The organism is Chitinophaga sp. 9-1-y, assembly GCF_059511905.2.
In genome coordinates, this window is record NZ_CM197955.1 from 558826 (window position 1) to 585160 (window position 26335).

Here is a 26335-nt window from a genome sequence, read left to right on the forward strand (position 1 = left end):
TTTTTTACGCGTAATCAAAAATATATCCTGATCAGGTATTGTTATCCTTCATTATTTATTGATTTGTTTAAACTTAAAAAAAGCGAAATCCCATGAACAAGAAGCCCTTGGTGGTAACCCTCCTGTCCGCAGCAACTGTGCTGGGCATGATGTTAGGTACTTCCTGCAAGAAAGAACACAACGTAGTAAATGATCGTCCAGTATTGGCTGGTGGCCCTTCAGGTGCATCCGGCACTTGCGGTGACAGTACTATTACTGGTGTAATCACCAGCAACATTACGCTGAAAAGCTGTAAAGTTTACAAATTAAGTGGTCTGGTATATGTAGCCAGCGGTGCAACTGTAACCGTTGAAGCAGGTACTGTGATCAAAGGTATTAAAGGTGCTACCGGCACTCCTGGTGGTGGATTAATCGTTACCCGTGGCGCTAAATTAATCGCTGTAGGTACTGCTACTGATCCTATCATTTTTACATCCAACGAAGTAGCACCTGCATCAGGTGACTGGGGTGGTATCGTATTGTTAGGTAAAGCACCTACCAACCATCCTGATTCTGTATTAGTAGAAGGTATTGGTGGTGCAACTCCAGCCAGTGCTTATTATGGCGGACCAACCAACAACATCCCTGGCGATAACTCCGGTAAGCTGGTGTATGTAAGAATTGAGTATGCTGGTTATGAGCTGTCTACAGACAACGAACTGAATGGTTTAACCCTGGCAGGTGTTGGTAGCGGTACTGAACTGGATTTCATCGAAGTGTACAAATCTAAAGATGATGCATTTGAATTCTTTGGTGGTACTGTTGCTGCTAAACACCTGGTAGCTATCGATGCACTGGATGATATGTTCGATACAGACAATGGTTTTGCTGGTTCTATCACTTATGCTATAGGTGTATCTGATCCAAACCGTGCTGATAAGAGCCAGTCTAACGGTTTCGAAAGCGATAACAACGCTACCGGTGCTGCATGGACTCCATACACACATCCTACTTACAAATTCATTACTATCATTGGTCAGCCTACACAAGCTGCAGCTTCCATCACCAATGGTCTGCCTTCCGGTACAGGTAAATATGGTCGTGCTGCTCACCTGAGAAGAAATGCTGAATTTGCCATTAACAACTCTATTTTCCTGGGTTTCAACAATGGTATCGTTCTGGATTCAACTTTGCCAGCAGCGCCTGCGGCTAATACTTTATCTAAATACTTATCTGGTGTTTCTACTCTGACTACCAACTATGTACATGCTTATACAAATGCATATGCTAAGGAAGGTGCCGGCGTATTCATCGGTATCACTCCATTGGGTACTACCAATAAAGCTTATGTGAATGCAAATCCTAATGCCAGCATTCAGTTAGCAAATCCATTTGGTTCTCCTCGTGCTTTCAGCAACTATGTTCCTAACGGACTTTCTCCTGCTTCTGCATCCGGAGCATTTCCTGTAGGTGCTACTACCTGGGCTAATGGTTGGACAGTGTTGTAAGATCTTTTTTCCTGATAACGTATAGGGGGATACCCCTATACGTTATTATATCTAATAAATTTTGTAAAACAACGTACACGTGAATAAAATGACATTTGCTGCGATTAAAAATCTGACGCTCGTTTTTTTTGTTTTGGTAGTAGCCATTTCCTGTCGAAAGGGGGATTTACCGGAAGTACACTATTTAGGCAAGGTACATGTTGATTTAATGAATCTTCCCAATACCCCTACTGTAATGATGTATTTCAATGGAAAACAATTGGATACTATCAATCCTAATGGAGGAACGTCTTTTGATCTTGCTGCCGGAGAAAAGGGGAAATTATCCGCTTTTGACGCGCATAGCAAAGAGTGGCTGGCGGATACCATCATTGCAATTGAGCCTAATGGAAAACAGCAACTGAAATTTGCGTACAGTACCTTATTCGGGTTAAAAGGGTTTGTAGCAGGAGGGAACAGCGCTACAGTACCAACAGATTCAATAGATGTACGATGGTTTAATAATTTGAATCCTACCTTCTATCCTCTGGAGGTATACGATTTGTCCTTTCTATATTTGGATCCTGTTTCCGGCGGAATCGTTCCATCTGATGTGGTGGTGAAAGGTTGGAGACGGAAACAATTATCTCCGGCATTGCGAATGAAAGTAGTCGCAGATAATGGTGCTGCTTATACCTACATTGCCCAACTGAGAGATCCTGCTACCGGTGAAGTGGTACCACAACCGGATGATGCGATGTTTTTTGTTTCAATAACAGCCGACAATCCCGGTGGGAAAACAAGAATTACAACGGTGAATGACGATGCAACAGGAACCATCTCGGTTAACGAAATAGATCTCTGATAACACTATGCACCCCGCTAAAAAACATATAACCCGTTTACTTCCGTACCTCCTGTATGGAATGGGCAGCTTATCCGTTATAGCGGCCGGCTGCAAAAAAAGCGAAGACGTCAAGCCTCCTTCTTCTCCCGACATCAAAATGGAAATGATCCCTGTTTCCGATACCCTCCGGCATGTAATTGCCACCAATACGTTACTTACCGCCAACCATCCCTGGTATATTGACGGTTGGGTGTATGTGACCAATGAGGCCACCTTGCGGGTGGAAGCAGGAACTACTATACATGTATTGCCTTCAGCTATTAATAAGAAAGATGGCAGTGGCAGCGGTGGATTGATTATCACCCGCGGCGCCCATATCTGTGCGCCAGGTACCACTGACCAGCCCATCCAGGTAAATGTGGCGAAGACGACCCACAACGGTGCTTCCGGCATCATTGTGCTGGGAAAAGCGGCGATGGAAAAGAAACATATGATACTGGATAATCCCGATGCCCCCTCGCTCACTCACCTGGGCTATGGTGGCAAAGAGCCGGACGATAGCTCCGGTATACTCAAACATCTGCATATTAACTACTACCATATTGCCGGAACCGGATTTCTTGGTGGCTTATTGCTGCTGGGGACCGGGAGCCGCACAGCAGTTGAACATATTACATTAACACCCTTACCTGTGAAGCAGCCGGTATTGAAGTCTGCCAGGTTGCATTAAGAAACACAAGTAATGCGGAAACCCTATTTACGCTTTACGCATACGCCGTTGTTGTTAGCCCTTTTTTTCCTTTTTATTTTGGTAAGATGATCACACTATTTAAGGCTGCCTGATGCCGCGCATCATGCACGTTGATACGTACAGGGGAGTGGCTTTCCGGTGCTACCCTGCCATTTCCGCTGATCACCGCCAGCGCTTTTGCCAGTAATGGATCCTCTGTATTACCCAAGGGGAGCAAGGGTTGCCGGCTCATTTCATCTATCGCGTATTGTGGCGCAATGCCTGCGGTATAGTTGCCGTTTCCACTGGCATTACTCAGTCGGTAAGTAAGCGGATGCATGATCCAGGGAATGCGTTTAGGGGTACGCATATCATATACCACCACAGCGCCTTTGTCTTTTCCCACAGTGGTTTCTCCAATCTGTATTACTTGTGTATAAGGTTTGAGGTTGTTAATGAGTAGCTCCGCAGCAGATACCGTTTGATGACCACTGAGAATAAATACACGGGGTAACTGGAGTTGTGCGCTGGCAAGACTGTTAAACGCAATAGGGTCGCCAGTTTCCGGTACTGACAAGGTGGTAGCAAAATCGAGTGTACGGCTACCCATGCGTCCATTACCGCTGTATTTCACAAAGGTGCTGGCCGCAGTTATGTTGGGGGCTGTCATGGCAGTGATCATAGCAGCGGCTGTAAGACTACCGCCCACATTATAACGCAGGTCAATTACCAGTTCGTTAATGCCTTTGTTTTTAAAATCCTGGAAGGCGGCCAGCAGGTAGTTGTTGTAGCCGTCAACAAAAGCATTGTAAAAAAGGTACCCTACTTTTTTGGTATTGTTGTTAATAACAAGAGAAGTATATACCGGGTTCTCTGTTTGCCTGCCAGCTTGTAGCAGTACAAGGGGACTTTCTGTAATTACATTGTTATTGATGACAGCAGGCGTCACCGTACCGGAAGTAGCGGTACGTAGTTGTTCGCTGAGTGTGGCACTGTTGGCGGTTGTCAATATTGTTTCATTGATGCGCGTAAACCAGGTGCCTCTTTTAAGTCCGTTTGCGGCAGCATGAGAGCCGGGTATCACCAGCTTAATCACACCCATTACACCACCCGGTGCTGATGGCCAGTTGATGATACTAAAGTCTATCCCGTATTTATACAGCATGTCACTTTTGATGGTAGCTGGTTCTACGGGATTATAGATAAGGGAAAATTTATCTTCCGGGCTTTTGATGCGATCGAAAAAGGATTGGGTGGGCAGGGTAGCATCCGCTTGCTGGGGGAGCTGATCGCTCCACAGGTAAAATAAGCGCATGCTATCCAATATCCATTGATTGATTTCCGATTGGGTAACAGGACCGGTAGGGACGGCGGGGGAATCATCTTTTTTACTGCAGGCGGCGAGCAGGATTGACAGGCAAAATGCAAACAATACAGCAGGATATCTCATGTTTAAAATTTAATGGCAATAGTGGCAGGGCTATTTTCGTCTTTCTACATCCAAATAAAAACGGTGGCTTAACTCTTTCCGGATATATTGGAGGGCAGCGGTCAGGTGATTTTTTACCGTAGCAGGAGAAATGGATAATTCCTCGCCTATTTGTTTATGGCTATAGCCGTAGTCGCGACTTAAGGTATATACATGACGGCGTTGTTCCGGCATTTTTTCTACCAGCTTAATCAACTGAGAACTGAATTCTTTTTGAAGAAATACATTTTCACCACTACCGGTGCTGTGTTGCTGATCCTGCGCTGCCTGTGAGAGCGCCTTTCTTTCCCTGTACAGTTTGCGGCTTTCATCTATGACCAAATGTTTCACATACACAAACAATAAGGGAAAAATGTCCTGGTCTTTTTTCACCTGGTCTATGTTTTCCCACAAACGAACAAAACATAACTGGGTGATTTCCTGTGCTCTGGAAGGATCATTGGTCAGCTTGAATGCAAACCGGTAAACTTTTGCATTGTTCTCCTCAAAAATTTTTTCAAAAAGTGCTTTAGGCGGGCTATCAGACATAGTTCGAGGTTGTAACATGATCCGGATATAAATATAAGCCGGCTATGTTACAGGAATGTTAAGCCGCTCGTTTTTCTGAAAAAAGAAAGGTAACGCAAACATCGTTACCTCAACGATAATGACGGAGGTAAGATAAAATCCGTATTTTTTTGGATACTTTGCTTATCTGATGCAGCATGAAAAATCCTCGCTTGCCCGTTAGAAATATTCCGGGATCCAATGATACAGAATTTGCTTTCTTTAAAGGAAATGAAACCCTGCAAGCCGGTCACCCGGTAATGAATGATTATTTTACCATGCTGATTGTATTGTCCGGACGGGCGGATATGACGGTTGGGTATCATAATTTCACGGTATCTGCTTCGCATGTAGCTATTATTTCTCCGCATGTGATCTACGCGGCAGACCGGATTACCAAAAACTTCCAGGCGTTACAGATAGTTTTTACGAAAGGATTTTTATACAAAACACATATCCGGGAAAACATTATTGACGAGTTACTGCATTTAAATCCCGACTTTCCGCCGGTATATCCCCTGGAGCCGGATGCCTTCCGGTGTATGCAGTCGAAATTCAATGCTATAGCGAAAGAAAAGAAAAGAGAAGGCCCCTTTCATTTCAATATTATCCGGCTTATTTTGATGGAGCTGTTGTATGATTACAACCGAGCCTGCGAGAAATGTTTGCTTCGGTTTACAAAAAATATGAACCGGCAGTATCAGCTTACTTACCAGTTTAAGCAACTGGTGGAAACGGAGTTTACGCAAAAACGCGGTATCACCGCGTATGCTGATTCGCTGGGCGTTACCTCAAAACACCTGAGCGAAACGGTAAAAGAAGAAACGGGAAAAACAGCACTGGAAGTTATCCACGAACGATTATTGCTGGAAATTCAATACCTGTTGAAACATTCCGATTTGTCGGTAAAGGAAATCGGGTACAATCTTCAATTTGACAGCCCTTCTCATTTCAGTCGTTTTTTTAAATCCAAAACAGGCATTACACCTGGTCAATACCGGGAGAATCCGTAAAAATGGTGATTGTTTCCGAAGTATAGGAATTGCTGCTGCGGGCTGGTCCTGCGAATTTTGTATCCAAATAATTACAACATATGGATACAAGTATAGCACCGGACATTGTTCAAAAGGCTGGTTGGGCGGAATTGTTTGCGGGACGTAATAAATACAAAGCTATTGGATTGGCGCTGGGAGTAGTATTGCACGTTACCAACATTTATTTATCTGCCACCATTATGCCCTCTATTGTGAGCGAGATTGGCGGGTTGGCGTATTACGCATGGAATACCACGGCGTTTGTAGTGGCCTCTATTATCGGATCGGTTATTTCGGCGCATGGCCTGGCGCGTTTGGGGCCCCGTAAATCCTATCGGCAGGCCATAATTTTCTTCGGTATTGGCACGTTGATCTGCCTGTTTTCTCCTACCATGTATGTAATGCTAATAGGACGATTTATACAAGGAATAGGTGGCGGGCTACTATTTGCGCTTTCTTATGCCATGATAAGAATTGTTTTTGAACCGCCATTATGGGTCAGGGGAATGGCCCTGGTATCGGGCATGTGGGGAATTGGCGCTTTTACCGGACCCTTGATTGGAGGCATCTTTGCACAGTATGGTCACTGGCGGCTGGCCTTTGCGGCTATCTTACTCATTGGAATTATTTTGCTGCTGATCATCGAGTCGGCGTTGCCAGCGCAGCATGAGGGCAGTACACCCGCACCTGTGCCCTACCTGAAATTAGTATGGTTGTTACTGGCGGTGTTATCCGTGTCTGTTGGCAGCGTGATGGAAAGTGTTGGGGCAAATATGGCGGGAGTGGCCGGCGCCTTGGTTTTTATGGGGATACTGGTATTAACGGACCGCAGGGGCAATATCCGCTTATTGCCTACAGGAGCCTATCGCTTCTTTTCACCATTGGGTGCCATCTACGTGGTGATGATCTTCCTTTCTATCGTAGCTGCGATAGAAATATTTATCCCTTATTTTGCGCAGACGATTCAGGGATTTACCCCATTGGAAGCGGGCTATGTTACTATTTTAGTGGCGATGGGCTGGACTTCTGCTTCCCTGATTTTTTCTGGTATACCCGTTAGATGGCTGAGAGCATTAACGCTGTCTGGTGCGGTGTTGATTATAATGGGATTACTCGGCCTTACTTACCTGACGACAAAGGACAATAATCTCGTTCACCTCGTGTTGCTGTGTATCAGCTTGTTATTGGTGGGCGCGGGTATTGGTATATGTTGGCCGCACCTGGTAGTACATGTATTTTCCTGGGCGCCTGCGGGAGAGGTAGAGCTGACCTCCGCTTCTATTACTACGGTGCAGTTGATTGCTATGACCTTTGGGGCGGCATTGGCGGGCTTGCTTACGAATGCCGGCGGTATGACGGTGCCGGGTGGCCTGGCTGGCGCGAGGGGAGCTGCTACCCTGTTGTACAGCACTTTCCTGGGGGCACCGGTTCTGGTGATAGTGGTGGTGGTGATTAACCGGTATTTTGGAAAGATGGCAGATTAAAGGTTGTCTACCACATCTTTATATCCCCGACCTATCGGAATCTGGATACCGTTTAGTTCTACCATTTCTGCCGTATAGGAGTCAATTTTATGAATGGCCACTATGAAAGACCGGTGTATACGTTTGAAAGCCTGGGCGGGTAACAGCGCTTCAATTTCATGGGTACTCATTTTAGAGAGATACTCATTTTTGAGGGTAACAATTTTTACATATTCGCGCTGGCTTTCAATGTATAATATTTCTGAGAACAATACCTTTACTTTCCGCTTTTGTACATTCACGAAAATAAAGTCCCTGGCTTCGTCGGGGGCTTTTGGCTGCATGGTATTCACTTTGTTTACGGCCGTTAAAAACCGCTCAAATTCAATCGGCTTCAACAGGTAGTCGGTGACATTCAGGTTAAAGCCTTCCACGGCGTATTGATGATAGGCGGTGGTGACAATCACCGCCGGTGGATTGGCCAATGTTTTCAGGAAAGCCATGCCCTTTAGTTTAGGGAGATGGATATCTAAGAAAATGAGGTCGGTGGTATGATGTAAAAGAAATTCGGCCGCGAGAATCGCATCTTTAAATACTTTTTGCAATTCCAGGAAGGGTACGTCTGAGATATAGTCGCAGAGTACTTTTGCTGCCAGCGGCTCGTCTTCTATGATAATACACTTTATTTTAGGCATGATTAGCAAGATTTATTTTCAGCGTAGCCGTGAATATAAAGTCACCCGGTAAAATGTCGAGTTGATAGTTGGTATACATGAGCTGCAGCTGTCGCCGCAGGTTAGCGAGGCCAATATTCTCTTTGATGGGTTGATCACCCGCAGGGTCGCCGGTGGAATTTTTTACGATGAACAGCAACTGTTTGTTTTTGATGGAGAGATGGATATCCACAAAAGGATGTTCCCTCGTTTCCGATACGCCATGCTTGAAGGCATTTTCTACCAGTGGCATCAACAGCAGGGGAGGCAATGATTGTTTCTGGTCGTCGAGGTCGTAGTTGAAGTTGATGCGCAGCGAATCATCGTATCGTAATTTTTCCAGGGCGATGTAGTCGTCGATAATTTTGAGATCCTGTTCCACTGCAATGTATGGGCCGCTGGTTTCGTATAGCATATACCGTAGTATCTTGGATAACCGCAGGATAGACTCCGGCGCCAAATCCGACTTATCTCTCGCCAGGGAATAAATATTGTTCAGGGTATTGAATAAAAAATGTGGATTCGTTTGGGATTTAAGATAGTTCAGCTCGGCCTGTTGACTTTCGATGCGTAGTTGCTGGGCCGTTTGCTTCAGTCTTATGTAATTATAAATGTGCCGGATAACCCCAAAAAATATCACGGAACCTATGCCATACCCGGTGAGCGCACCAATTCTGTCTTCTATGGACATCGGTTTTCCCAGGGGCGTGTAGATATGCAGGGTAACTCCCAGGGTTCTCCATAGGAAGAATCCCAGTGAAAAAATGAAGGCATATAGTAACAATGAAAAGAAGGAACGGATAAATTTTTCCCAGCTGAGCTTCGACAGCGTATGTTCAAATAACTGGTAGTTAGCCACCGACAAATAGATGACCAGCCATGTTTCGTTCACTGCCTTTTGCGGAAAGTCGCTGGTATCTTCTATCGCATCTCCCACCAAATTTATTAGCAGGAAAGCAGGTATTAACCATACGTATAACTTAAATTGCCTGATGTCCGACAGCTTCTTCATGTGTATGTTTGCTGGGATAAATGTCGATAAATATTTCACATCCTCCTAATCTCTCTCCACAATAGACGATAACCTGTTGTTTGTTTACTCATATCCGTTGTTCGTTGACAACGCGCTATGGCAGTGCCGCTGATGTACTAACCTTGTATCGCAAACAACCAAAGCAACCCAAATTTAATAAAACATGAACAAGCTAATACAGTTCGGCGAAATAGTAGACGGGTATGATATCCCGGTGCTGAATGAAAGAGAAATCAGGGCCGCAGCGGGCATCCTGTTTTTCCTTACCTATACCTCTTTAATGTTTATCCTTTTTGATGGCAATTTTATACTGGTAAAGTATTTTATTCCCATCTTCTTTCTTGATTTATTGATACGGGTATTTATTAATCCCCGGTATTCTCCTGCCTTGATCATCGGGCGGTTCATGGTACGGAATCAAACACCGGAATATGTAGGCGCCAGGCAAAAGCGCTTTGCCTGGAGTATTGGTATTGTGTTGTCCGGGGTGATGTTTACTTTCCTGGTTATCGTAAATGCCTATAGTCTTATTACAGGTATCGGTTGCCTGATATGCCTGGTATTCCTGTTTTTTGAAGCCGCGTTTGGTATCTGTTTAGGTTGTTTGGTATACCCTCTTTTTTATAAAAGTAAAGTACAGTACTGCCCGGGGGAGATCTGTGATACCCGGTTTAGACAGCCTGTTCAAAAAATTTCATGGGTACAATGTATGGTGTTGCTTTTATTTATAGTGCTGGTTGCTTTGTCGCCACGTGTGTTACAAAAGCCGTTCAGTAAGCCGCCGCATGATTTATTTAAAACCGTTAAATCCAGGTAAGTATGTTGCCATTGTCCCCTACTTGTGGCAGCAGCCTGGAAGATTACTTTGCTGTCTACCGGAAAAATATCGTCGGAAACCAACAACGTTTTTATTCACCCTATGGGGAACAAACCATCCTGTATGCCGACTGGACCGCCAGTGGTCGTGCTTATGGGCCTATTGAGGAATATATACAGCGGGAGATTTTACCTTTCGTGGGCAATACACATACATCTACTACGGTAACGGGTACACGTATGTCTGTTGCTTATGAGGCGGCGAAGCGCATTATTAAATCGCACGTGAATGCCGGTGAAAATGATGTCCTGCTTTTTTGTGGTAGCGGCATGACCAGCGCTGTTAATAAACTGCAGCGGATATTGGGTCTGCGTGCTGGTGGTGAAGTAATAGAAAAGCCGGTAGTTTTTGTTACACATATGGAGCATCATAGCAATCATTTGAGCTGGCTGGAAACCAATGCTACGGTGGAAATTATAGCAGCAGATGAAAACGGCCGGGTGAGCCTGGATCATTTCCGTTCTTTGTTGGAGCAGTTTAAGCACCGTAGGAATAAAATTGCGGCGGTAACGGCTTGTTCCAATGTGACAGGTATTTACACGCCTTATCACGAAATAGCTGCGCTCATTCATCAGTATGGAGGACGTTGCTTTGTAGATTTTGCCTGCGCTGCACCTTATTGTACCATCGATATGCATCCGGCAGCGAAAGATGCCTGGCTGGATGCGATTTATTTTTCTCCGCATAAATTTCTTGGTGGGCCTGGTACCCCGGGTATTTTAATTTTTAATAAGAAGATGTATACGAATGTGATACCGGATCATCCGGGCGGAGGCACGGTGGTTTACAGTAATCCCTGGGGTGGCCGTGAGTATACAACAGATATTGAACAACGGGAAGATGGTGGTACACCACCGTTTTTGCAGGGTATCAAAGCGGCGATGTGCATACGTTTAAAGGAGGAAATGGGTGTAATGAATATCCTGCAACGGGAAGCGGAATTGTTGGAGATTGTTTTTAAGAGAATGGCTGCTATACCGGCGTTGCACATACTGGAACCCGGTGTTATACAGAGGGCCGGCGTAGTGTCGTTTACCGTGGATCAGGTACCTTACCAGTTATTTGTAAAGTTGCTTAATGACAAATTCGGTGTTCAGATGAGAGGTGGTTGTTCCTGTGCCGGTACTTACGGGCATTGGTTGTTGGGGGTGGATAAACAGCATTCTTATGCCATCAGAGCCGCGTTGCTGGCCGGCGATTTATCGGGCAAGCCGGGATGGGTGAGGTTATCGGTTCATCCTACCATGACAAATACAGCTATTCATTTTATCATGGATGCTATTGAGCTGACGATTGCCCATGCTGCGGAATGGCGGCAGGATTACATCTATGACCCTGCCGTAAATGAGTATTATTTCAAGGGAGTAAGGGGAGAAGAAATGATAGAAAGCTGGTTTGAGGTAGCTAACTGGCAGGTGTAAACGAAGAGTTACGCCTGCCGCCTGGCTTATCTTGAATCAGCTTTAATTTTTTTTTGAAACAAACCGTATATTCGGTATCTTTGAAAGATGGAGAATGCTTATAAAAGGAAAAAGGAGCCGGAACTGAATAAGCAGCTGATTTTGGATGCAGCGGCTGAAATAGGGTCGGCGGGCGACTGGCACCAGGTTACCTTCCAGGCAATTGCTGACAAAACCGGCCTGAGTAAAGGTGGGATTATTCATCATTTCAGGAGCAAGGAAGAGTTACTGGATGAGTTGATGAAACAGAGTTTGGGAGGGTTAACAGAATGGATGCAGACGCACATGAAGGAGCCTGGGAATACAGACAAAGCGTTGGCTTACCTGAAGTTTGTGATCGATAAAGGTAATGATGCGAAGTATAAGCAACTGATGGGGGTGGTGATTAAAGCGATCCTGGTGCATCCCCAGTATAAGGAGATGTGGGAAAACTGGTATCGTGAAAATATTATGCCGCCGGATGGTAAAGCATTGAGTACGCAAAGCCTGATCACCTTGCTGGTAGCGGATGGTATCTGGTACTCGGAAGGTTTTGGCTTCTCCGTGGCAGACGATAAAAGAAAGCAACAGATATTGAAGTATTTGAAACCCTAGTATTTCCTGCGCCAGCAATAGTAGTATATGAGTCATTCAAACGGCCCCGTTGTACATGAGCATAAGACGTTTTCTGATGTGGATTACACAGAAAAACGTTTGATCAACAGAGAATTTATTAAGTGTGAGTTTGTAGGTTGTGATTTCTCCAGGAGTGATCTCCGGGGGAATGATTTTGTGGATTGTCATTTCAGGCAATGTAATTTCTCCATGGTAACATTAGATGGCGCTGGCTTTAGAGATGCGCAATTTACCGGATGCAAAATTTTAGGGGTTAATTTTAGCCGGTGTAACCAGTTCATGTTCTCCTTTACCTTTCATGAATGCCTGCTGGATTATTCCACATTTTTTGGTACTAAGTTAAGGAAGACAACCTTCCTGGATTGCTCCCTGAAAGAAGTAGATTTCTCGGAAGTTGACCTGACGGCTTCCGTGTTTACCAATTGTGATTTAACGGCTACCAGGTTTTTACAAACCAACCTGGAAAAGGTAGATTTTAGAACTGCGCTGAACTTTTCGATAGATCCGGATGGTAACAAGATAAAGAAAGCAAAATTTTCTGCTATGAATCTTGCCGGGCTATTGTATAAATATAATCTGGATATTGAATGAGGCATGAAAGGCTTGATAGAAGCCATGCTCCTGAAGTTATGTGTTACAGTGTAACAGTTGTAGGTTAAATACTCACCGGTATAGTCTTATACCGGTGTATTTTTTTTAGTTGGAAGAATGGAGGATGGGAGATATATTTTATATCATCAGAAAATGCTGGATTTATATAGTGAAATGATTACCTGCTGCTGAAAATTTCCAATCTTAGGGTACAGTCAGGATTTATTTTATAAGCAGTAATATATGAACAGGGAGAGCCAAAATATAGAGTGGAAGCAATCCTGGCGTGACGAGTACCTTCAATGGATATGTGGTTTTGCAAACGCAAAGGAGGCACAGTGGAGTACCAGTCCAAATAAGTGTGTATGAGGATAAAATTATTTTCTGGAATTCCGGGCAGTTGCCAGATCATTGGACGGTAGAACGTTTAACTCGTAAACACCCATCCGTTCCTTACAGGGAAAATGCACCCAATATTGTGTCGGAGAAAATCCTGGCAATTGTTAGAACAAACTCGCACGTTACCATACAGGAATTGGCAGCAAGAATCAATATATCTGAAAGATCTATAGAAAGAAATCTTCAAAAGCTGCAGCAGGAAAATAAACTGGAACGTGTTGGGCCAGATAAGGGAGGTCATTGGAATATTATACGTTGATTTTCGATGCTCATTTTTATAATAGCTGTTGTTGATGTATTGAATGGTTATCCCCCGGATTTTGTTCCATATTTATATCATGGAAAGTCTGTGCGGGATTTTATTTAGCGGCGAGTGGTGTGTATTGGCACCGGGGTAAGCCCCTGAGGAGAGTTTAGGTGTATCTGCCTGAATGAAAGTTCCACCTTCATAGTCTTATTAGTATAGAATATATACATTGCATATTTATATATATATTCTGACTATGCTTAAGTATGTACTTCCGGTGTTGGCATTAACAACCGCCAGCATCGTTGTAAACGCCCAAACACCTACGCCACCCATCACTATCCGGGGAAACGGCTACACACAAACAACGCCCTTTGTTGCATTTCGGGAGAGCAGCGCCGACGATCTTTTGATCGCTTTTGGGGTTCGCCAGGAAGGAGGTGTAAAAACAAACATACTCCTGTATGCACATCAGGCAAATAATTATAAGGCTTACCTGGATGATTCAGCCGCCAACTATGTGGATCTGGAGATAGATATTTCCCGTAAGAATGCCCGCGGTTCCTGGTTAGACGAAGACTTTGTTCGCCTGCAGCGTGCTAAATTGCAGCCATCTTCTACCATCAAAGGATTTGTACTGGCCTTCGATATCCCGGATTCCATCATAACAGATATGCGTGGAAGAGAGCTTAGTAAGTTTACCTATACGGTTGAACAGGAAGGCACCAATTATGTAAGTAGTGGGGGATATAGCGTTGCTGAAAAAGCAGGTAAAATGTTTGCCGCCTACCTGTTAAAGATTCCGGCAGGTAAATCCTGGTTCGAACCTATCACATCCTTCGCCAAAAATAAGATTCCATTGGCCTCTTTATTTCATCAGTCGCCGGAATATATCAAAGGAGTATTGGGTGCACCGGTAAAAGATACGAATCGGAATGGCACCATATATGTTCGGCATATTACACGCCAGGGTACCTATGAAATTGAGTATGCAGACAATATGGCGATAGACATTCATCTTTATCCTGCATACAGGTTTTATCCTACCAGGGAATCCCAAACACCGGAGAATACACCGTTCGAAATTGTGCCTCGCGCGGGTGAAAATTATCCGGGTAAAACAACTTCCTGCGCGCACACCGCTACTTTCCCAAAACGTTTACGGATGGCGAGCTACGTCAGAACGGAGCGGGGCAGAGAACGGGACGTAGAAGGCAGACGCTATATTGCTCATGTGGAAATGAAGGAAGAAATATAATATACAGATATTGCGAATATTTAAAAGAGAGAGAGGAATAGATACCAGTCTATTCCTTTCTCTTTTTAGGAAATGAATATTTGCTTTTGTTATGTGGGGTATGTTCAATTTTTCCGGCAGGAGAAAAGTCAGACTCATGGGTATTAGCAACCAATTAAATACGTATATTACCATTAACTTCAATCGTTGTAGATGGTAGTCAAAAATATTTTTTGGACGATTGTTACCCTGATTGTTTTTAATAGTTCCACGAGAGCAAATGATTTTCCGGGAGTATCTTATTTAGGCATTGAACAAGGGCTTTCTAATAATTCCGTTACCTGCATTTTTCAGGACCATAAAGGATTTATGTGGTTTGGTACTTACGATGGGCTGAACAGGTATGATGGGTATGAATTTACTGTATTCAGGAAGCAACCGGGCAATAAAAACTCTTTGTTGTTTAACCGGATCACGTCTATCGAAGAAGATACCCGATGTAATTTATGGATCGGGACATTGGGTGGGTTGAGCATTTACAATGCGGTTACCTCCGAATTTACTGCCTTGCGTTATATACCTGTAGGCGGCAGTCAACCCAGCAACCTGGGGGAAAGAATTAATGCCATTAAATCAGATAAACAGGGAAACATATTTGTTGCCACCAATAACCTGGGATTGCTGGTGTATCGGAAAGGTGCTACTGCGGCTGCACAAATACCTTATGGTAAGCTGTCCCGCTATGATGTTGCTGCGCTTGAGTTTGACGAACAGCAGCAACTCTGGCTGTTTATCCGCAATGAAGGATTGTGCCGGTATGACTTTGCTACCAATACCATCCAGATGGTAAATAATACGGTTCGGAATGGGCTTTGCCTGAAAGCGGATGGTAATGGGAATATTTTTGTGGGCGCCGGCAACGGCGTTTTTGAACTGCAAAAAAATACAAATACGCTTTTAAGCATTCTGCCTACTGCAGATAACGTTGTTCATTTCACCTTTTTGAAAAACAGGGACCTGTGGATAGCCACCGATGGAGGAGGTATATTCATCCTGCATGCAGCAAGCGGGAAAATAACGCCATTCAATGGAACGGAAGGACAACCGGTGATCTCGAGCCCTGCAGTATATGATATCTACCAGGATAAAGATAACCGTACCTGGATTGGTACCTTAAGAGGAGGTATCAACGTGATAGACCCTGTGAAAGCCCGCTTTAAAATCATCCGGCAGGATCCGCTGAATAAAAACAGCCTTGTTGATAATTTCGCTTCCAGTTTTAGTGAGGATAGTAGCCATAACTTATGGATCGCCACAGATGGCGGTGGATTGAGTTATTGGATCAGGGAAACAAACCGTTTTATTAATTATCAGCATGAAAAAGGAAATCCACGCACACCTTCCGGCGACCTGGTCACCACGGTAATAAATGATACAGATGGACGGGTGTGGATGTCGTTCTGGAATAACGGTATTAATCGCTTTAACCCGGTCACCGGGGCATTCGAAAAATTCGCCTGTTTAAATCCCGTTACCAATAAAGAAGAAAGGAATGTATGGCGGTTGTATAAAGATAAACAACAGCAAATATGGGCATCTACCTTTGATCCTGGTAGTCTGTACCGCTTTAACCGGCAAAAAAATACCTTTGAATTATTTGATGATAAACTGATTGACCTGCTGACGATTGCAGAAGACAGAACCGGCGGATTTTGGGCAGGCGAGTATAATACGCTGATTAAAATAGACCTTATTCATAAAAAGCATCAACAGTATATCATTGGTAGCCGCGTAAGGGCCATCTATGAAGATCACGCAGGACATTTTTGGATAGGCACGGAAGACAGCGGACTATTACTATTTGACAGACATAAAGGAACCTTTACCAGGTATACAGAAAAGAATGGACTATGCAGCAATGCTGTCCTGAATATATTGGAAGATACAAAAGGAAATTTATGGCTTAGCACTTATAACGGGATATCCAAATTTGATCCTGTTTCCCTAAAATTCACTAATTATTCCGCATCCGACAATCTTCAAAGTAATCAGTTTAACTACAATGCTGCACTGGTGCTGCAATCAGGGGAAATGGTGTTTGGTGGAATTAAAGGATTCAATATTTTCAATCCGGCTCAAATTTATGCGAACGAAACAGCGCCGCCGGTTTTTATTTCCGGGATAAAGATCAATAATGTACCTATTGAAGCAGATGGGTCCTATATCAGCAGGCATTCATCCGATCAGATCCGCGAAATAAAATTGCCCTTTAATAAGGCCACCCTTTCATTAGATTTTGTTGCGCTGGAGTATACTTCTCCTGATAAGATTAGCTACGCCTACCGCCTGGCGGGAAGGGATGAGGAATGGATTTATACCGGAAGAAGCAGGTCTGTTAATTATACCAGCCTGCATGAAGGGAAATATATTTTTAAAGTAAAAGCTACGGATACAGATGGTAACTGGACAGGCAAAGAACAACAATTGATTATACAGGTATTGCCGCCATGGTACCGGAGTTGGTGGGCTTACCTGATGTACTCCCTTGCCGGCGCAGCGCTGATCTATGCGTGGTTAAGATACCTGGATCAGAAAAACAGGATGGCATTTGAAGTGGCCTGGGCAAAAAAAGAAACAGAAAGAGAAAAAGAGTTGAACGAGAAGAAGCTAAGTTTTTTCACCAATGTTTCCCACGAATTCCGGGCGCCCTTAACGCTGATCATTAGTCCACTCAAAGAATTGCTTTATCATCCTGAAAAGACGGCGGGTACTGGCGACCTGGCCATCGTTTACCGGAATGCCCGCAGGTTGCTGAGTCTTGTAGATCAGCTATTGCTATTCCGGAAAGCGGATACAGAAGAAAATAAACTGAAAATAGTGAGGTTGAATTTTTCTGCACTTTGCCAGGAAGTATATATCTGCTTCAGCCAACAAGCGAAAATGAAAGATATTACTTACGAATTCAGTTGTGATAATCCGGATATCGAATTGTTTGTTGACCGGGAAAAAATGGAAATCCTCCTGTTTAACCTGTTTTCTAATGCATTGAAATTTACGCCCCCCGGTGGGAAGGTATCCATTGCTATCGAAGAAGGAGAACGGACGTTGATATTGAAGGTAAGTGACAGCGGATGTGGTATTGAAGCGCATGTGGGCAACAAGCTATTTGAACGGTTCTTCCAGGAAAAGAATAAATATGCAACCGTTAACTCCGGCTTCGGGATCGGATTATACCTGGTGAAGCAATTTGTGGACGCACACAAAGGAACAATTTCTTACCAGAGTGAAGTAAATAAAGGCACGCAATTCACCCTGGTGTTACAAAAAGGAAACGGCCATTTTGCAGGGGAGTATATCCGGGAAGAAATTATTCACACTCCTGAATTCCTCCACGAGTTGGTAGAAGATACTACGCCAGCCAGTCCTGTACCTTCCAAAGCAGAACTGGAGGAAATTATTACGGATAAGAAAGTAATACTGGTTGTCGATGACAATGCGGAGATCCGTGGATACCTCACACAGATATTTAAAGACCAGTTTATTGTATATGAAGCGCCCGACGGTGAAACCGGGCTGCAGCTGGCATTGCAGCGGATCCCTGATCTCATTATCAGTGATGTGGTGATGGGAGCGATGACGGGAGTAGAGCTTTGCCGGAAGATTAAAGAAGAACCTTCCCTGGCACATACGCCGGTGATACTATTAACCGCTTCGTTGTCTTCCGATGTAAAATTAACGGGCCTGGAATGCGGGGCGGATGATTACATCACCAAACCTTTTGATAAGGACCTGCTGATTGCCCGGGTGAATAATATTCTCCGGAACCGGAATGTGCTGCAGCAATATTTCTTCGACCGGATCACCCTGAAAAAGAACTACACCAAAATACCTGCTATATATAAGGAGTTCCTGGAAAAATGTATCCAGGTAGTAGAAAAGAATATTGACAATGAGGAATTCTCTATCAAGATACTGGTGAAAGAAATGAATATGTCCCATTCCAGTCTTTATAAGAAAGTAAAAGCAACTTCCGGTCAGTCTATCAACGCATTTATCCGGCTTATCCGGTTAAGAAAGGCAGCGATGTTACTCCTGAGTACGGATATAAACGTCAGCGAAGCTGCCTTCCGGGTGGGGATATCAGATGCCCGGTATTTCAGGCGGCAATTTGTAAAACTGTTTGGTATACCTCCTTCAGAATACGTCAGGAAGTATAAAGGCTCTTTTGATGACACTTATAATTTGACGGAATGGAAAAGTTAAAAAGTGGCCTGATTCGCTCAAAAACCGGCGGCTGATTTTCCCACTCCGCATGAAGAGGGCTTTTTTGAGATATTTTATGGTAATCAATTACTTAGTTTACCAATTTGTCCCCCTTTTGTATGAATTATACCCCCCTGTATCAGTCAACATCATTCTAATTTGAGTGAAAACTGATACAAATGGTCAAATCAAAAAAAGTCCTCCTACTCTTTGTAGGACTTGCCCTTTTTCTGACTTCCTTCGCCCAAACGAAGAAAATAACAGGAAAAGTTACAGGACCAGATCAGCAACCGTTGGAAGGGGCAACAGTTGTTGTGAAAGGTCTGGGGCATGGGACATCCACGTTGAAAGATGGTTCTTTCGCTATTAATGTACCGGAGAATGGTACCACGTTAATTTTCTCTTTTACCGGGATGGAAATTTTGGAAATCCCCCTTGCCAACAGAACAGTGATACAGGTCCAGCTGAAAGGCAAAGTATCGAAGCTGGATGATGTGGTAGTCATTGGATATGGCACGCAAAAACGGCGTGACCTAACCGGCGCCGTGGCTACGCTCTCTTCACAGGCGTACAAGGAACAACCCGTATTAAATGCCTCCTCCGCCATACAGGGCAGGGTAGCAGGGGTGTCGGTCACTAACAACTCCGGTGCGCCCGGAGGATCCGTGAAACTCCGTATTCGTGGCCCTAATTCCATTAATGGAGGTAACGAGCCGCTTTATGTAGTAGATGGGATTGCGTTGGGTAGCACCGGGCTGGGTGATCTCAATGTGAATGATATCTCCTCTATGGAAGTGCTGAAAGATGCTTCTGCTACAGCTGTTTACGGCTCAAGAGGTGCCAACGGCGTAGTGCTCATTACTACCAAAAGTGGCGCCTCCGGTGTACCCCGGATTGAATACAACGGGTTTGTAGGTTTCAACCAACCTATGAAAAAGTATAGCCTGATGGATCCCGTTACTTATGCGAAAACAGCTAATCTTACTTCAGGTGTTAGTACATTCCCCGATCCGCAGTCGTTTGCCGGGAAAGGAACCGATTGGCAAAGTATGATCTTCAATAATTCCACCACCCAAAGCCACGAATTATCTGTAGCCGGAGGAAAGGACGGTGTGAAGTACTATGTTTCCGGGTTCTATATTGACCAGCAGGGATTGTTAATTAACAGCAGCCAGAAGAGATTCGGTTTCAGGTCTAACCTGGATATGAAGCTGAACAGCCGGTTGGATTTCGGGGTCAATGTATACCTGGCCAGGGCCAATTCGCATAACAACGGGGATATGGGTAGCAAAGGCAATCCGGTGACAAGTGCGCTCACCTGGGCGCCTACAGAACCGGTATACAAAACACCCGGACAATACAATCGTTTCGGTATATCGCCTATCTGGGCCAATCCTTACATGACAATCAGGGAAAACGATAATGACAATTTTGCCAATACCGGCGTTTTCAATGCAAGATTAAAATATGCCATTACAGACTGGCTCACCTTTACCACCAATGTAGCGTTAGATCTTAAAACGGCCAAGGCTGCCTCTCTGAGAAACGACTGGATTAGTCCTGGTAACCCGGGATCTTCACAGGGTTCCACAGAAAGCTACACTTTTCAGAACAGCAATATTCTGACGTTCCATAAAACTTTTGATAAACATGATTTAACAGCTACCGCGCTGCTGGAAGAATCTACCAATAAATATAGTTACTTCAATGCTTCCGGCTCGGGATTGGCGTCCTTGTCCAACGGATATTATAACCTGGGCTTAAATACTTCCCAGTCTATTAATTCAGGATATTCCAACTGGGCGTTATTGTCTTACATGGGTCGTGTGGCATACAGTTACAATGATAAATATCTTTTAACGGCTACCTTAAGACGGGATGGCTCTTCCAAATTCCAGGGGAATAACAAATGGAGCAGCTTTCCTTCCTTTAGTGTTGGATGGAAGCTTTCCAATGAAAAATTTATAGAAGACCTGGGTGTGTTCTCTAATCTTAAGTTAAGGGCCGGATGGGGAATTACCGGTAACCAGGCCATTGATCCGTATAGCACGCTGGGGTTGCTGAGTGGAGTGATCTATTCTTACGGAACAGCCAATGGTTACCAGGGCTATACATTGGGTAATCCTGCTACTCCTGATGTGAAATGGGAAACTTCAAAGCAAACAGATATTGGTTTGGATATCGGCCTGTTGAATGGCAGGATCAATATCACAGCAGATTATTACAATAAGAACACGAGCGACTTGCTGCTTTTCACCAGGATCGCCAATTATGATGGCGGCGGATCCTACCTGAAAAATATAGGAAAGGTGAATAACAAGGGTTGGGAGCTTACTGTAGAGGGGACGCCTTATAAAAGCAGTCAACTGACCTGGACAACAGCGCTCAATGTTTCCTACAATCAGAACAAAGTAATCAACCTGGGCAAAGACAGTTTGCTGGAAAGAAATGTAGTCGGCTCCGGATTAATCACCGCTCCTATCCAGGTAGTAAAGGTAGGGGAACCCATGGGAGCCTTCTACCTGATTCCATGGGAAGGCGTGTATCAAACAGATAAGAGCGGCTATAAGGCCGGCGATGCCCGTTACCGGGATGTGAACGGTAATGGATCTGTTGGGTTTGAAGACCGGGTTATTGCAGGTTCCGCAACGCCTAACTTCATCTGGGGCTTTAATAATAGTGTAGCATATAAAAACTTCGAGTTGAATATTTTTATCCAGGGATCACATGGCAATAAAATATTCAATGCCACCTATGCGGCTACTGCTATACCCACCAGTGATGTAAAATTTATCAACCTTGCTGAGGCAGCCAATTACTGGACGCCTTCCAATACCAGTTCTACCTGGGCCAACCCGGCCAGTAAAAATAAAAGCTGGGTAGAATCCACCCAGTTTTTACAGGATGGTGGTTATGTGCGCTTAAAGAATGTCAGCCTTTCTTATACACTTCCTAAAAACCTGCTCAAAGTGGCTACCGCCAAAGTATATGTGAGTGCGCAAAATATTGCTACCATCACTAAATACAAAGGCTTTGATCCGGAAGCAACTACGGTAGGCGGAGATGTGGATGCAGGTATTGACCTGGGTGCTTACCCTTCTCCGAAAACAATCACCGTTGGGCTGCAAGTGAAATTTTAATCATCCCACGAATGCATAAAGCGATCGATATGAAAAAAGAAATCAATTATACAATGGGCCGGCTGTTGCAGGTAATATTTTTCGGGTTTTGCCTGGTGTTAGCTTCCTGCAGTAAGTTCCTGGATGAAACGCCAAAGGGAAGTGTTACGCCGCAGAGCTTTTATAAAACGGCGAACGACCTGCAGTTAGCGGAAACCGCGCTGGCGCTACAGTTCAACCTGTCTTTTAACCAGGTGACGGCGCCTTACTATGGCGGCGATGACATCGCCTCGAAGAGATCCGGCAATAAAATAGATTTTTCGGATTTTGATGTATTCAATGCTAACTCTTCCAACAGCAGGATGACTACCTGGTGGAATGCTTTTTATGCCACTGTCAAATCGGCGAATTCGCTGTTAGCAAATTATAACAGCGCTACGGAAGCAACTCCTGATCAACGGAATAACGCTGGCGGCTATGCGTATTTTATGCGTGCCATCTCTTATTTCTATCTCACAAGAACCTGGGGAGAAGTACCTATGCCTGTGGATAACACCATCGTAGATAACCGCCCCAATGCTAAAGTGGCCGACCTGTATGCGTTGATAGTGGCCGATCTTCAAAAAGCGGAAACCATGTTGCCGGATCATTGGACCGGTCCGGCAAGACAAAATGGTGTGGATGTGTTGCCTACCAAAGGTGCTGCAAAAGCATTGCTGGCAAATGTATATTTAACTATGGCAGGCTGGCCGCTGAAGCAAAACGATAAGTATGCTTTAGCTGCTGCCAAGGCCAAAGAAGTCATCGATAATAAAGCTACCTGGGGATATGACCTGATGACGAATTTCGCCGATGTATGGAAGTTTGCTAACCGGTTCAATACGGAAGCAGTGTATGCCTGCTATTTCAACAAAACTACGCCCAATGCTACCTGGGGCAATGGTAACATGATGGCCCCCAATCCTTATGCACCTGACTATGAAGAAGGTGGCTGGGAAGATGGATTCGGGGAAATCTCCTTCTTTAACAGGTTCCCTGCCGGCGCGCGGAAGACAGCTACGTATCAGAAAGATTATTTCGTGAAAAATAATCCTGCTGATGTAGTGGACTGGCAGCACACATTACAGAAACATCCTTATTTTTTAAAGTATAGGGAGGATGACCAGTATGACTGGACTACCCACAAGGCGGGTGATTGGTGGAGCAGCGCTACCAGTTTCATTATCCGGTATCCCGAAGTATTGCTCACCTATGCAGAAGCGCAGGCCATGTCGGCCAGTCCCGATGCAAGTGCATATGCCGCCGTTAACCTGGTGCGTAAAAGAGCCGGGCTGTTGCCACTGCCCAACGGCTTATCCCAGGCTGATTTCAGAGATGCCGTGATTGCTGAGCGGGGATGGGAGTTCGCCGGTGAATTTGGCATCCGTTGGTTTGACCTGGTAAGAACAGAAACAGTGCAGAAAGCAAATGCCTTGAGAGATGCAGGAGAATCACCACTCATCAATCAGCCTTCTGATGCGAGTCATACTTATTATTGGGCGCCGATCCCCTTTGTAAAATAATAACTGTAATACATAAATTTCATACGTTATGATACACACAAAAAAAACAATGATCGTTTGCCTGGCACTGATGGGCACTGTGTTGTCTTCATCCTGCAGTAAACAAGCACTTAAAACCAAGATCAATGGCCAACAAAGTATGTTGGCGGCCAAAACCAGCGTAGCGAATGCACAGCTATTGAACAGTACCTGGACCACCGTAACCGCTGCCAACTCATTTGCTAATTACACAAATTTCGAAGCAGAATGGAGTTACCTGTATCCATGGGGATCTGATCACAATGGTACGGCACGTATGTATGGCAGCAGCACTGACCATAGCCAGATTTATCTGAATGGTGATGGGTCGCTGACATTGAAAGCTTCGTATCATCCGGATACAGCACTCAATAAGTTTGATCCGAATATTCCGATTCACTACCACTCCGGCACAATTTATTCGAAACACCAGGTACTGATTGATTCTATTTATCCATATTGGGAAATCAGTGTGGATTTACAGGCACCAACTGCCTATGGTACCTGGCCTGCGTTCTGGATTACTGCCGTAAATTCCTGGCCTCCTGAAAGTGATATCGTGGAAGTAAAAGGAAGTACTTCTATCTGGCAAAATACCTATGATGGCAACTGGCAAACGAAGCTGACTACAGTCAACAATGCAGCTACTACCTGGCATCATTACAAAGCGGTTTACAACCGCGTAAAAAATGCGAATGGCTCCTGGTCCAACAGTGTAGAGTGTCAATACTTCATTGATGGGGTGATGACCTCCGTGCAGGTAGGCAATAATTTCGCCAACGCTCCTTTCTGGCTGATCATTGATTTCCAGATGGAGGCCGCGAGTGGTAGCCCTGGTCCGCAAACAGATACTTATTTCAATGTGAAGAATGTCGTGATGCGCAAAGGACAAACGCCTTTTGATCCCGGTGCTTCCTACAAGCTGGTCAATGTAAACAGTGGACAGGTGCTGGCTGTTCCAAGCGCCTCTACTACTCAGGGCATAAATCTTATTCAATGGCCATGGCTGGGAGGTGCAGAGCAACAATGGCAAATCGGTGACCAGGGTAATGGTTATTATTCATTGACCAACCGAAACAGCAGCCAGCTGGTGGATGTGAAAGGTTCTTCCACTACACAGGGAGCATCGGTGATACAATGGCCTTCTACAGGCGAAAATAACCAACAGTGGCAAATATCACGGGTAGGCAATGCTATTTACAGTTTCAAAAATCGCAATAGCGGAATGGTGCTGGATATGGCGAATGCTTCCAAAGCACAGGGGGATACGCTTATTCAGTGGCCTTATCTGTCGGGCGCTAATCAGCAATGGCAGATTATCAGTCAGCAGTAATACGTTTATAACAAATAAGTAAAGAAGGGGCTGTATCGTAGATGCAGCCCCCTTCAAATTGCCCCATGTCTTAATCAGGCTGTTGCTACGGTAGCAGGAAATAAGCCACATGGCAGCCAATGCAGTGTATGTATTTGTTGTCGCCAGGTGCAAATGACAAGTTATCGGCTGTGAAAATTCCGTAACGGTATTTAAAGCGGATTTTTCAGTTGTATAAATGAAGGAGATTCATTTGTGATTGTAAGCTACAAAACTGAAAATAGAAAAGTGGGCAGGATAGGATTCGAACCTATGAAGTCGTAGACAGCGGATTTACAGTCCGCCCCATTTGGCCGCTCTGGAACCTGCCCGCAATCATTTCAAAGAAAAAGGAATAGACCTGCGTCTATTCCTTTTTTAGTCCTTGCGGACCGGACGGGACTCGAACCCGCGACCTCCGCCGTGACAGGGCGGCATTCTAACCAACTGAACTACCGATCCTTACTACAGATAAGCCTTTCAGCCGTTCTGTATCCCCCGTTTGGGGTTGCAAATATATAAATAATAATTCCAAATAACCAAATATTTCTATTTTTTATGTTCCAGTAATGCTACGCGTGCATAGTGGTCGGCTAATCGTGTGGTCTCCGGCAACCGGTACTGGGTACACATTTGAAGCACTATGGCAGTGGCGGTGGACAGTGAAATTTTATGGCCTACAGAAACAAAAACAGGGTTGATATCTTCCTGTGTTCTCAATGCATTTCCAATATGTTCCGGGTCCATTAATGGCGCCATACTTCCCCTTGCCGTTCCCAGATCCTGGTATTGGCCACAGAGTTTTGTTTTGCCACAGCCTATTACCGGCTTATCCAATGTTACGCCGAAATGGGCCGCCAGACCAAATCGCCGCTGATGCGCAATGCCTTGTCCATCACAAATGATGAGGTCCGGGAGAACAGGTAATTTTTCGTAGGCGCGTAACAGTGAGGGCATTTCTCTAAAGGAAAATAATCCGGGGATATACGGAAAGGTTACTTCCATACAATGAGAGGCCACGGCTATTACCTGCAGGGTAGCATAATCCAGCAGCACAATACTACCGGCAATCAGGTTGGAATCTTTGTCGTATTCCACATCGGCGCCGGCAATAATTTTAATCGGATCAGGTAATACGTCCGTTGTTACGACCTGTGACCGCAACTCCTCCTGAATCGCGATGGCTGCATCTGCTGTAAGCATTTCCGGCATATTTTAAGGATAGACAACAAAGCTAGCAGAAATTATTATAGTTTGCCGTGTGTAGTGAAAGCT

General features: G+C 44.6%; 20 protein-coding genes and 2 tRNA genes. 15 read left to right on the forward strand and 7 right to left on the reverse strand.

The window, feature by feature from the left end:
• Nucleotides 1-92: 92 nt before the first annotated feature.
• The 3 genes from AC5ZC7_RS02380 (at nucleotide 93) to AC5ZC7_RS02390 (ending at nucleotide 3043) form a co-directional block, all read left to right on the forward strand.
• Nucleotides 93-1487: a beta-helix domain-containing protein gene (locus tag AC5ZC7_RS02380; RefSeq protein WP_496159762.1), complete on the forward strand. Its 1395-nt coding sequence runs from the start codon at nucleotides 93-95 to the stop codon at nucleotides 1485-1487.
• Nucleotides 1488-1566: 79 nt separating this feature from the next.
• Nucleotides 1567-2331, forward strand: coding sequence for a hypothetical protein (locus tag AC5ZC7_RS02385; RefSeq protein ID WP_496159761.1), 765 nt, complete (start codon nucleotides 1567-1569; stop codon nucleotides 2329-2331).
• A gap of 61 nt (nucleotides 2332-2392) precedes the next feature.
• Nucleotides 2393-3043: a beta-helix domain-containing protein gene (locus AC5ZC7_RS02390; RefSeq protein ID WP_511911351.1), complete on the forward strand. Its 651-nt coding sequence runs from the start codon at nucleotides 2393-2395 to the stop codon at nucleotides 3041-3043.
• A gap of 73 nt (nucleotides 3044-3116) precedes the next feature.
• Here AC5ZC7_RS02390 and AC5ZC7_RS02395 read toward each other — a convergent pair whose 3' ends face one another.
• Entirely contained in the window at nucleotides 3117-4493 is a 1377-nt protein-coding gene (locus AC5ZC7_RS02395) for a S41 family peptidase (protein ID WP_496159759.1), read from the reverse strand.
• A 30-nt stretch (nucleotides 4494-4523) separates the two neighbouring features.
• The gene (locus tag AC5ZC7_RS02400) at nucleotides 4524-5078 is read right to left on the reverse strand and encodes a sigma-70 family RNA polymerase sigma factor (protein ID WP_496159758.1); all 555 of its coding nucleotides are present in this window, start codon (nucleotides 5076-5078) and stop codon (nucleotides 4524-4526) included.
• 158 nt (nucleotides 5079-5236) lie between these two features.
• On the opposite strand from AC5ZC7_RS02400, the gene AC5ZC7_RS02405 reads away from it, so the two are divergent.
• Nucleotides 5237-6091, forward strand: coding sequence for a helix-turn-helix domain-containing protein (locus tag AC5ZC7_RS02405; RefSeq protein ID WP_496159757.1), 855 nt, complete (start codon nucleotides 5237-5239; stop codon nucleotides 6089-6091).
• Nucleotides 6092-6171: 80 nt separating this feature from the next.
• Nucleotides 6172-7596: an MFS transporter gene (locus AC5ZC7_RS02410; protein WP_496159756.1), complete on the forward strand. Its 1425-nt coding sequence runs from the start codon at nucleotides 6172-6174 to the stop codon at nucleotides 7594-7596.
• Here AC5ZC7_RS02410 and AC5ZC7_RS02415 read toward each other — a convergent pair.
• A complete protein-coding gene (locus AC5ZC7_RS02415) occupies nucleotides 7593-8270 on the reverse strand; it encodes a LytTR family transcriptional regulator DNA-binding domain-containing protein (RefSeq protein ID WP_496159755.1) in 678 nt (225 codons plus the stop codon). The two genes, AC5ZC7_RS02410 and AC5ZC7_RS02415, sit on opposite strands and share 4 nt — an antisense overlap.
• A complete protein-coding gene (locus AC5ZC7_RS02420; RefSeq protein ID WP_496159754.1) occupies nucleotides 8263-9300 on the reverse strand; it encodes a histidine kinase in 1038 nt (345 codons plus the stop codon). Before AC5ZC7_RS02420 ends, AC5ZC7_RS02415 begins: the two co-directional genes overlap by 8 nt.
• Before the next feature lie 184 nt (nucleotides 9301-9484).
• Between AC5ZC7_RS02420 and AC5ZC7_RS02425 the strand changes: the two genes are divergently transcribed.
• The 10 genes from AC5ZC7_RS02425 (at nucleotide 9485) to AC5ZC7_RS02470 (ending at nucleotide 25042) form a co-directional block, all read left to right on the forward strand.
• Nucleotides 9485-10138, forward strand: a complete 654-nt coding sequence (locus tag AC5ZC7_RS02425; protein WP_496159753.1) for a DUF4395 family protein — start codon at nucleotides 9485-9487, stop codon at nucleotides 10136-10138.
• Between the two features lie 2 nt (nucleotides 10139-10140).
• Nucleotides 10141-11619 (forward strand): aminotransferase class V-fold PLP-dependent enzyme, encoded by a 1479-nt coding sequence (locus AC5ZC7_RS02430; protein ID WP_496159752.1) that lies wholly within the window; start codon nucleotides 10141-10143, stop codon nucleotides 11617-11619.
• 87 nt (nucleotides 11620-11706) lie between these two features.
• On the forward strand, nucleotides 11707-12252 hold the full coding sequence (locus AC5ZC7_RS02435; RefSeq protein WP_496159751.1) for a TetR family transcriptional regulator: 546 nt from the start codon (nucleotides 11707-11709) through the stop codon (nucleotides 12250-12252).
• 27 nt (nucleotides 12253-12279) lie between these two features.
• Nucleotides 12280-12864 (forward strand): pentapeptide repeat-containing protein, encoded by a 585-nt coding sequence (locus AC5ZC7_RS02440; RefSeq protein WP_496159750.1) that lies wholly within the window; start codon nucleotides 12280-12282, stop codon nucleotides 12862-12864.
• A 478-nt stretch (nucleotides 12865-13342) separates the two neighbouring features.
• Nucleotides 13343-13522: an HTH domain-containing protein gene (locus AC5ZC7_RS02445; protein ID WP_511911615.1), complete on the forward strand. Its 180-nt coding sequence runs from the start codon at nucleotides 13343-13345 to the stop codon at nucleotides 13520-13522.
• A 244-nt stretch (nucleotides 13523-13766) separates the two neighbouring features.
• Entirely contained in the window at nucleotides 13767-14768 is a 1002-nt protein-coding gene (locus tag AC5ZC7_RS02450) for a hypothetical protein (protein ID WP_496159748.1), read from the forward strand.
• A 192-nt stretch (nucleotides 14769-14960) separates the two neighbouring features.
• Nucleotides 14961-19010, forward strand: coding sequence for a two-component regulator propeller domain-containing protein (locus AC5ZC7_RS02455; protein ID WP_496159747.1), 4050 nt, complete (start codon nucleotides 14961-14963; stop codon nucleotides 19008-19010).
• 179 nt (nucleotides 19011-19189) lie between these two features.
• Nucleotides 19190-22150, forward strand: coding sequence for a SusC/RagA family TonB-linked outer membrane protein (locus tag AC5ZC7_RS02460; RefSeq protein WP_496159746.1), 2961 nt, complete (start codon nucleotides 19190-19192; stop codon nucleotides 22148-22150).
• Nucleotides 22151-22179: 29 nt separating this feature from the next.
• Nucleotides 22180-23691 (forward strand): RagB/SusD family nutrient uptake outer membrane protein, encoded by a 1512-nt coding sequence (locus AC5ZC7_RS02465; RefSeq protein ID WP_496159745.1) that lies wholly within the window; start codon nucleotides 22180-22182, stop codon nucleotides 23689-23691.
• 28 nt (nucleotides 23692-23719) lie between these two features.
• Entirely contained in the window at nucleotides 23720-25042 is a 1323-nt protein-coding gene (locus AC5ZC7_RS02470) for an RICIN domain-containing protein (RefSeq protein ID WP_496159744.1), read from the forward strand.
• 268 nt (nucleotides 25043-25310) lie between these two features.
• Here the strand turns inward: AC5ZC7_RS02470 and AC5ZC7_RS02475 are convergent.
• The 3 genes from AC5ZC7_RS02475 to nfi all read right to left on the reverse strand — a co-directional run bounded on the left by AC5ZC7_RS02475 (nucleotide 25311) and on the right by nfi (nucleotide 26263).
• A tRNA-Tyr gene (locus tag AC5ZC7_RS02475) sits at nucleotides 25311-25392 on the reverse strand.
• A 56-nt stretch (nucleotides 25393-25448) separates the two neighbouring features.
• Nucleotides 25449-25522: transfer RNA gene (locus AC5ZC7_RS02480), tRNA-Asp, on the reverse strand.
• Nucleotides 25523-25609: 87 nt separating this feature from the next.
• Nucleotides 25610-26263, reverse strand: coding sequence for a deoxyribonuclease V (nfi, locus tag AC5ZC7_RS02485; protein ID WP_496159743.1), 654 nt, complete (start codon nucleotides 26261-26263; stop codon nucleotides 25610-25612).
• Nucleotides 26264-26335 lie beyond the last annotated feature (72 nt).

What these genes read in the sequence shown, in the direction of transcription:
- AC5ZC7_RS02460 (WP_496159746.1), top strand. Translation starts at nt 19,190, where the DNA reads ATGGTCAAATCAAAAAAAGTCCTCCTACTCTTTGTAGGACTTGCCCTT.
- AC5ZC7_RS02440 (WP_496159750.1), top strand. Translation starts at nt 12,280, where the DNA reads ATGAGTCATTCAAACGGCCCCGTTGTACATGAGCATAAGACGTTTTCT.
- AC5ZC7_RS02470 (WP_496159744.1), top strand. Translation starts at nt 23,720, where the DNA reads ATGATACACACAAAAAAAACAATGATCGTTTGCCTGGCACTGATGGGC.
- AC5ZC7_RS02395 (WP_496159759.1), bottom strand. Translation starts at nt 4,493, where the DNA reads ATGAGATATCCTGCTGTATTGTTTGCATTTTGCCTGTCAATCCTGCTC.
- AC5ZC7_RS02425 (WP_496159753.1), top strand. Translation starts at nt 9,485, where the DNA reads ATGAACAAGCTAATACAGTTCGGCGAAATAGTAGACGGGTATGATATC.
- AC5ZC7_RS02455 (WP_496159747.1), top strand. Translation starts at nt 14,961, where the DNA reads ATGGTAGTCAAAAATATTTTTTGGACGATTGTTACCCTGATTGTTTTT.
- AC5ZC7_RS02450 (WP_496159748.1), top strand. Translation starts at nt 13,767, where the DNA reads ATGCTTAAGTATGTACTTCCGGTGTTGGCATTAACAACCGCCAGCATC.
- AC5ZC7_RS02380 (WP_496159762.1), top strand. Translation starts at nt 93, where the DNA reads ATGAACAAGAAGCCCTTGGTGGTAACCCTCCTGTCCGCAGCAACTGTG.
- AC5ZC7_RS02410 (WP_496159756.1), top strand. Translation starts at nt 6,172, where the DNA reads ATGGATACAAGTATAGCACCGGACATTGTTCAAAAGGCTGGTTGGGCG.
- AC5ZC7_RS02435 (WP_496159751.1), top strand. Translation starts at nt 11,707, where the DNA reads ATGGAGAATGCTTATAAAAGGAAAAAGGAGCCGGAACTGAATAAGCAG.
- AC5ZC7_RS02420 (WP_496159754.1), bottom strand. Translation starts at nt 9,300, where the DNA reads ATGAAGAAGCTGTCGGACATCAGGCAATTTAAGTTATACGTATGGTTA.
- AC5ZC7_RS02465 (WP_496159745.1), top strand. Translation starts at nt 22,180, where the DNA reads ATGAAAAAAGAAATCAATTATACAATGGGCCGGCTGTTGCAGGTAATA.
- nfi (WP_496159743.1), bottom strand. Translation starts at nt 26,263, where the DNA reads ATGCTTACAGCAGATGCAGCCATCGCGATTCAGGAGGAGTTGCGGTCA.
- AC5ZC7_RS02390 (WP_511911351.1), top strand. Translation starts at nt 2,393, where the DNA reads ATGGGCAGCTTATCCGTTATAGCGGCCGGCTGCAAAAAAAGCGAAGAC.
- AC5ZC7_RS02400 (WP_496159758.1), bottom strand. Translation starts at nt 5,078, where the DNA reads ATGTTACAACCTCGAACTATGTCTGATAGCCCGCCTAAAGCACTTTTT.
- AC5ZC7_RS02430 (WP_496159752.1), top strand. Translation starts at nt 10,141, where the DNA reads ATGTTGCCATTGTCCCCTACTTGTGGCAGCAGCCTGGAAGATTACTTT.
- AC5ZC7_RS02405 (WP_496159757.1), top strand. Translation starts at nt 5,237, where the DNA reads ATGAAAAATCCTCGCTTGCCCGTTAGAAATATTCCGGGATCCAATGAT.
- AC5ZC7_RS02415 (WP_496159755.1), bottom strand. Translation starts at nt 8,270, where the DNA reads ATGCCTAAAATAAAGTGTATTATCATAGAAGACGAGCCGCTGGCAGCA.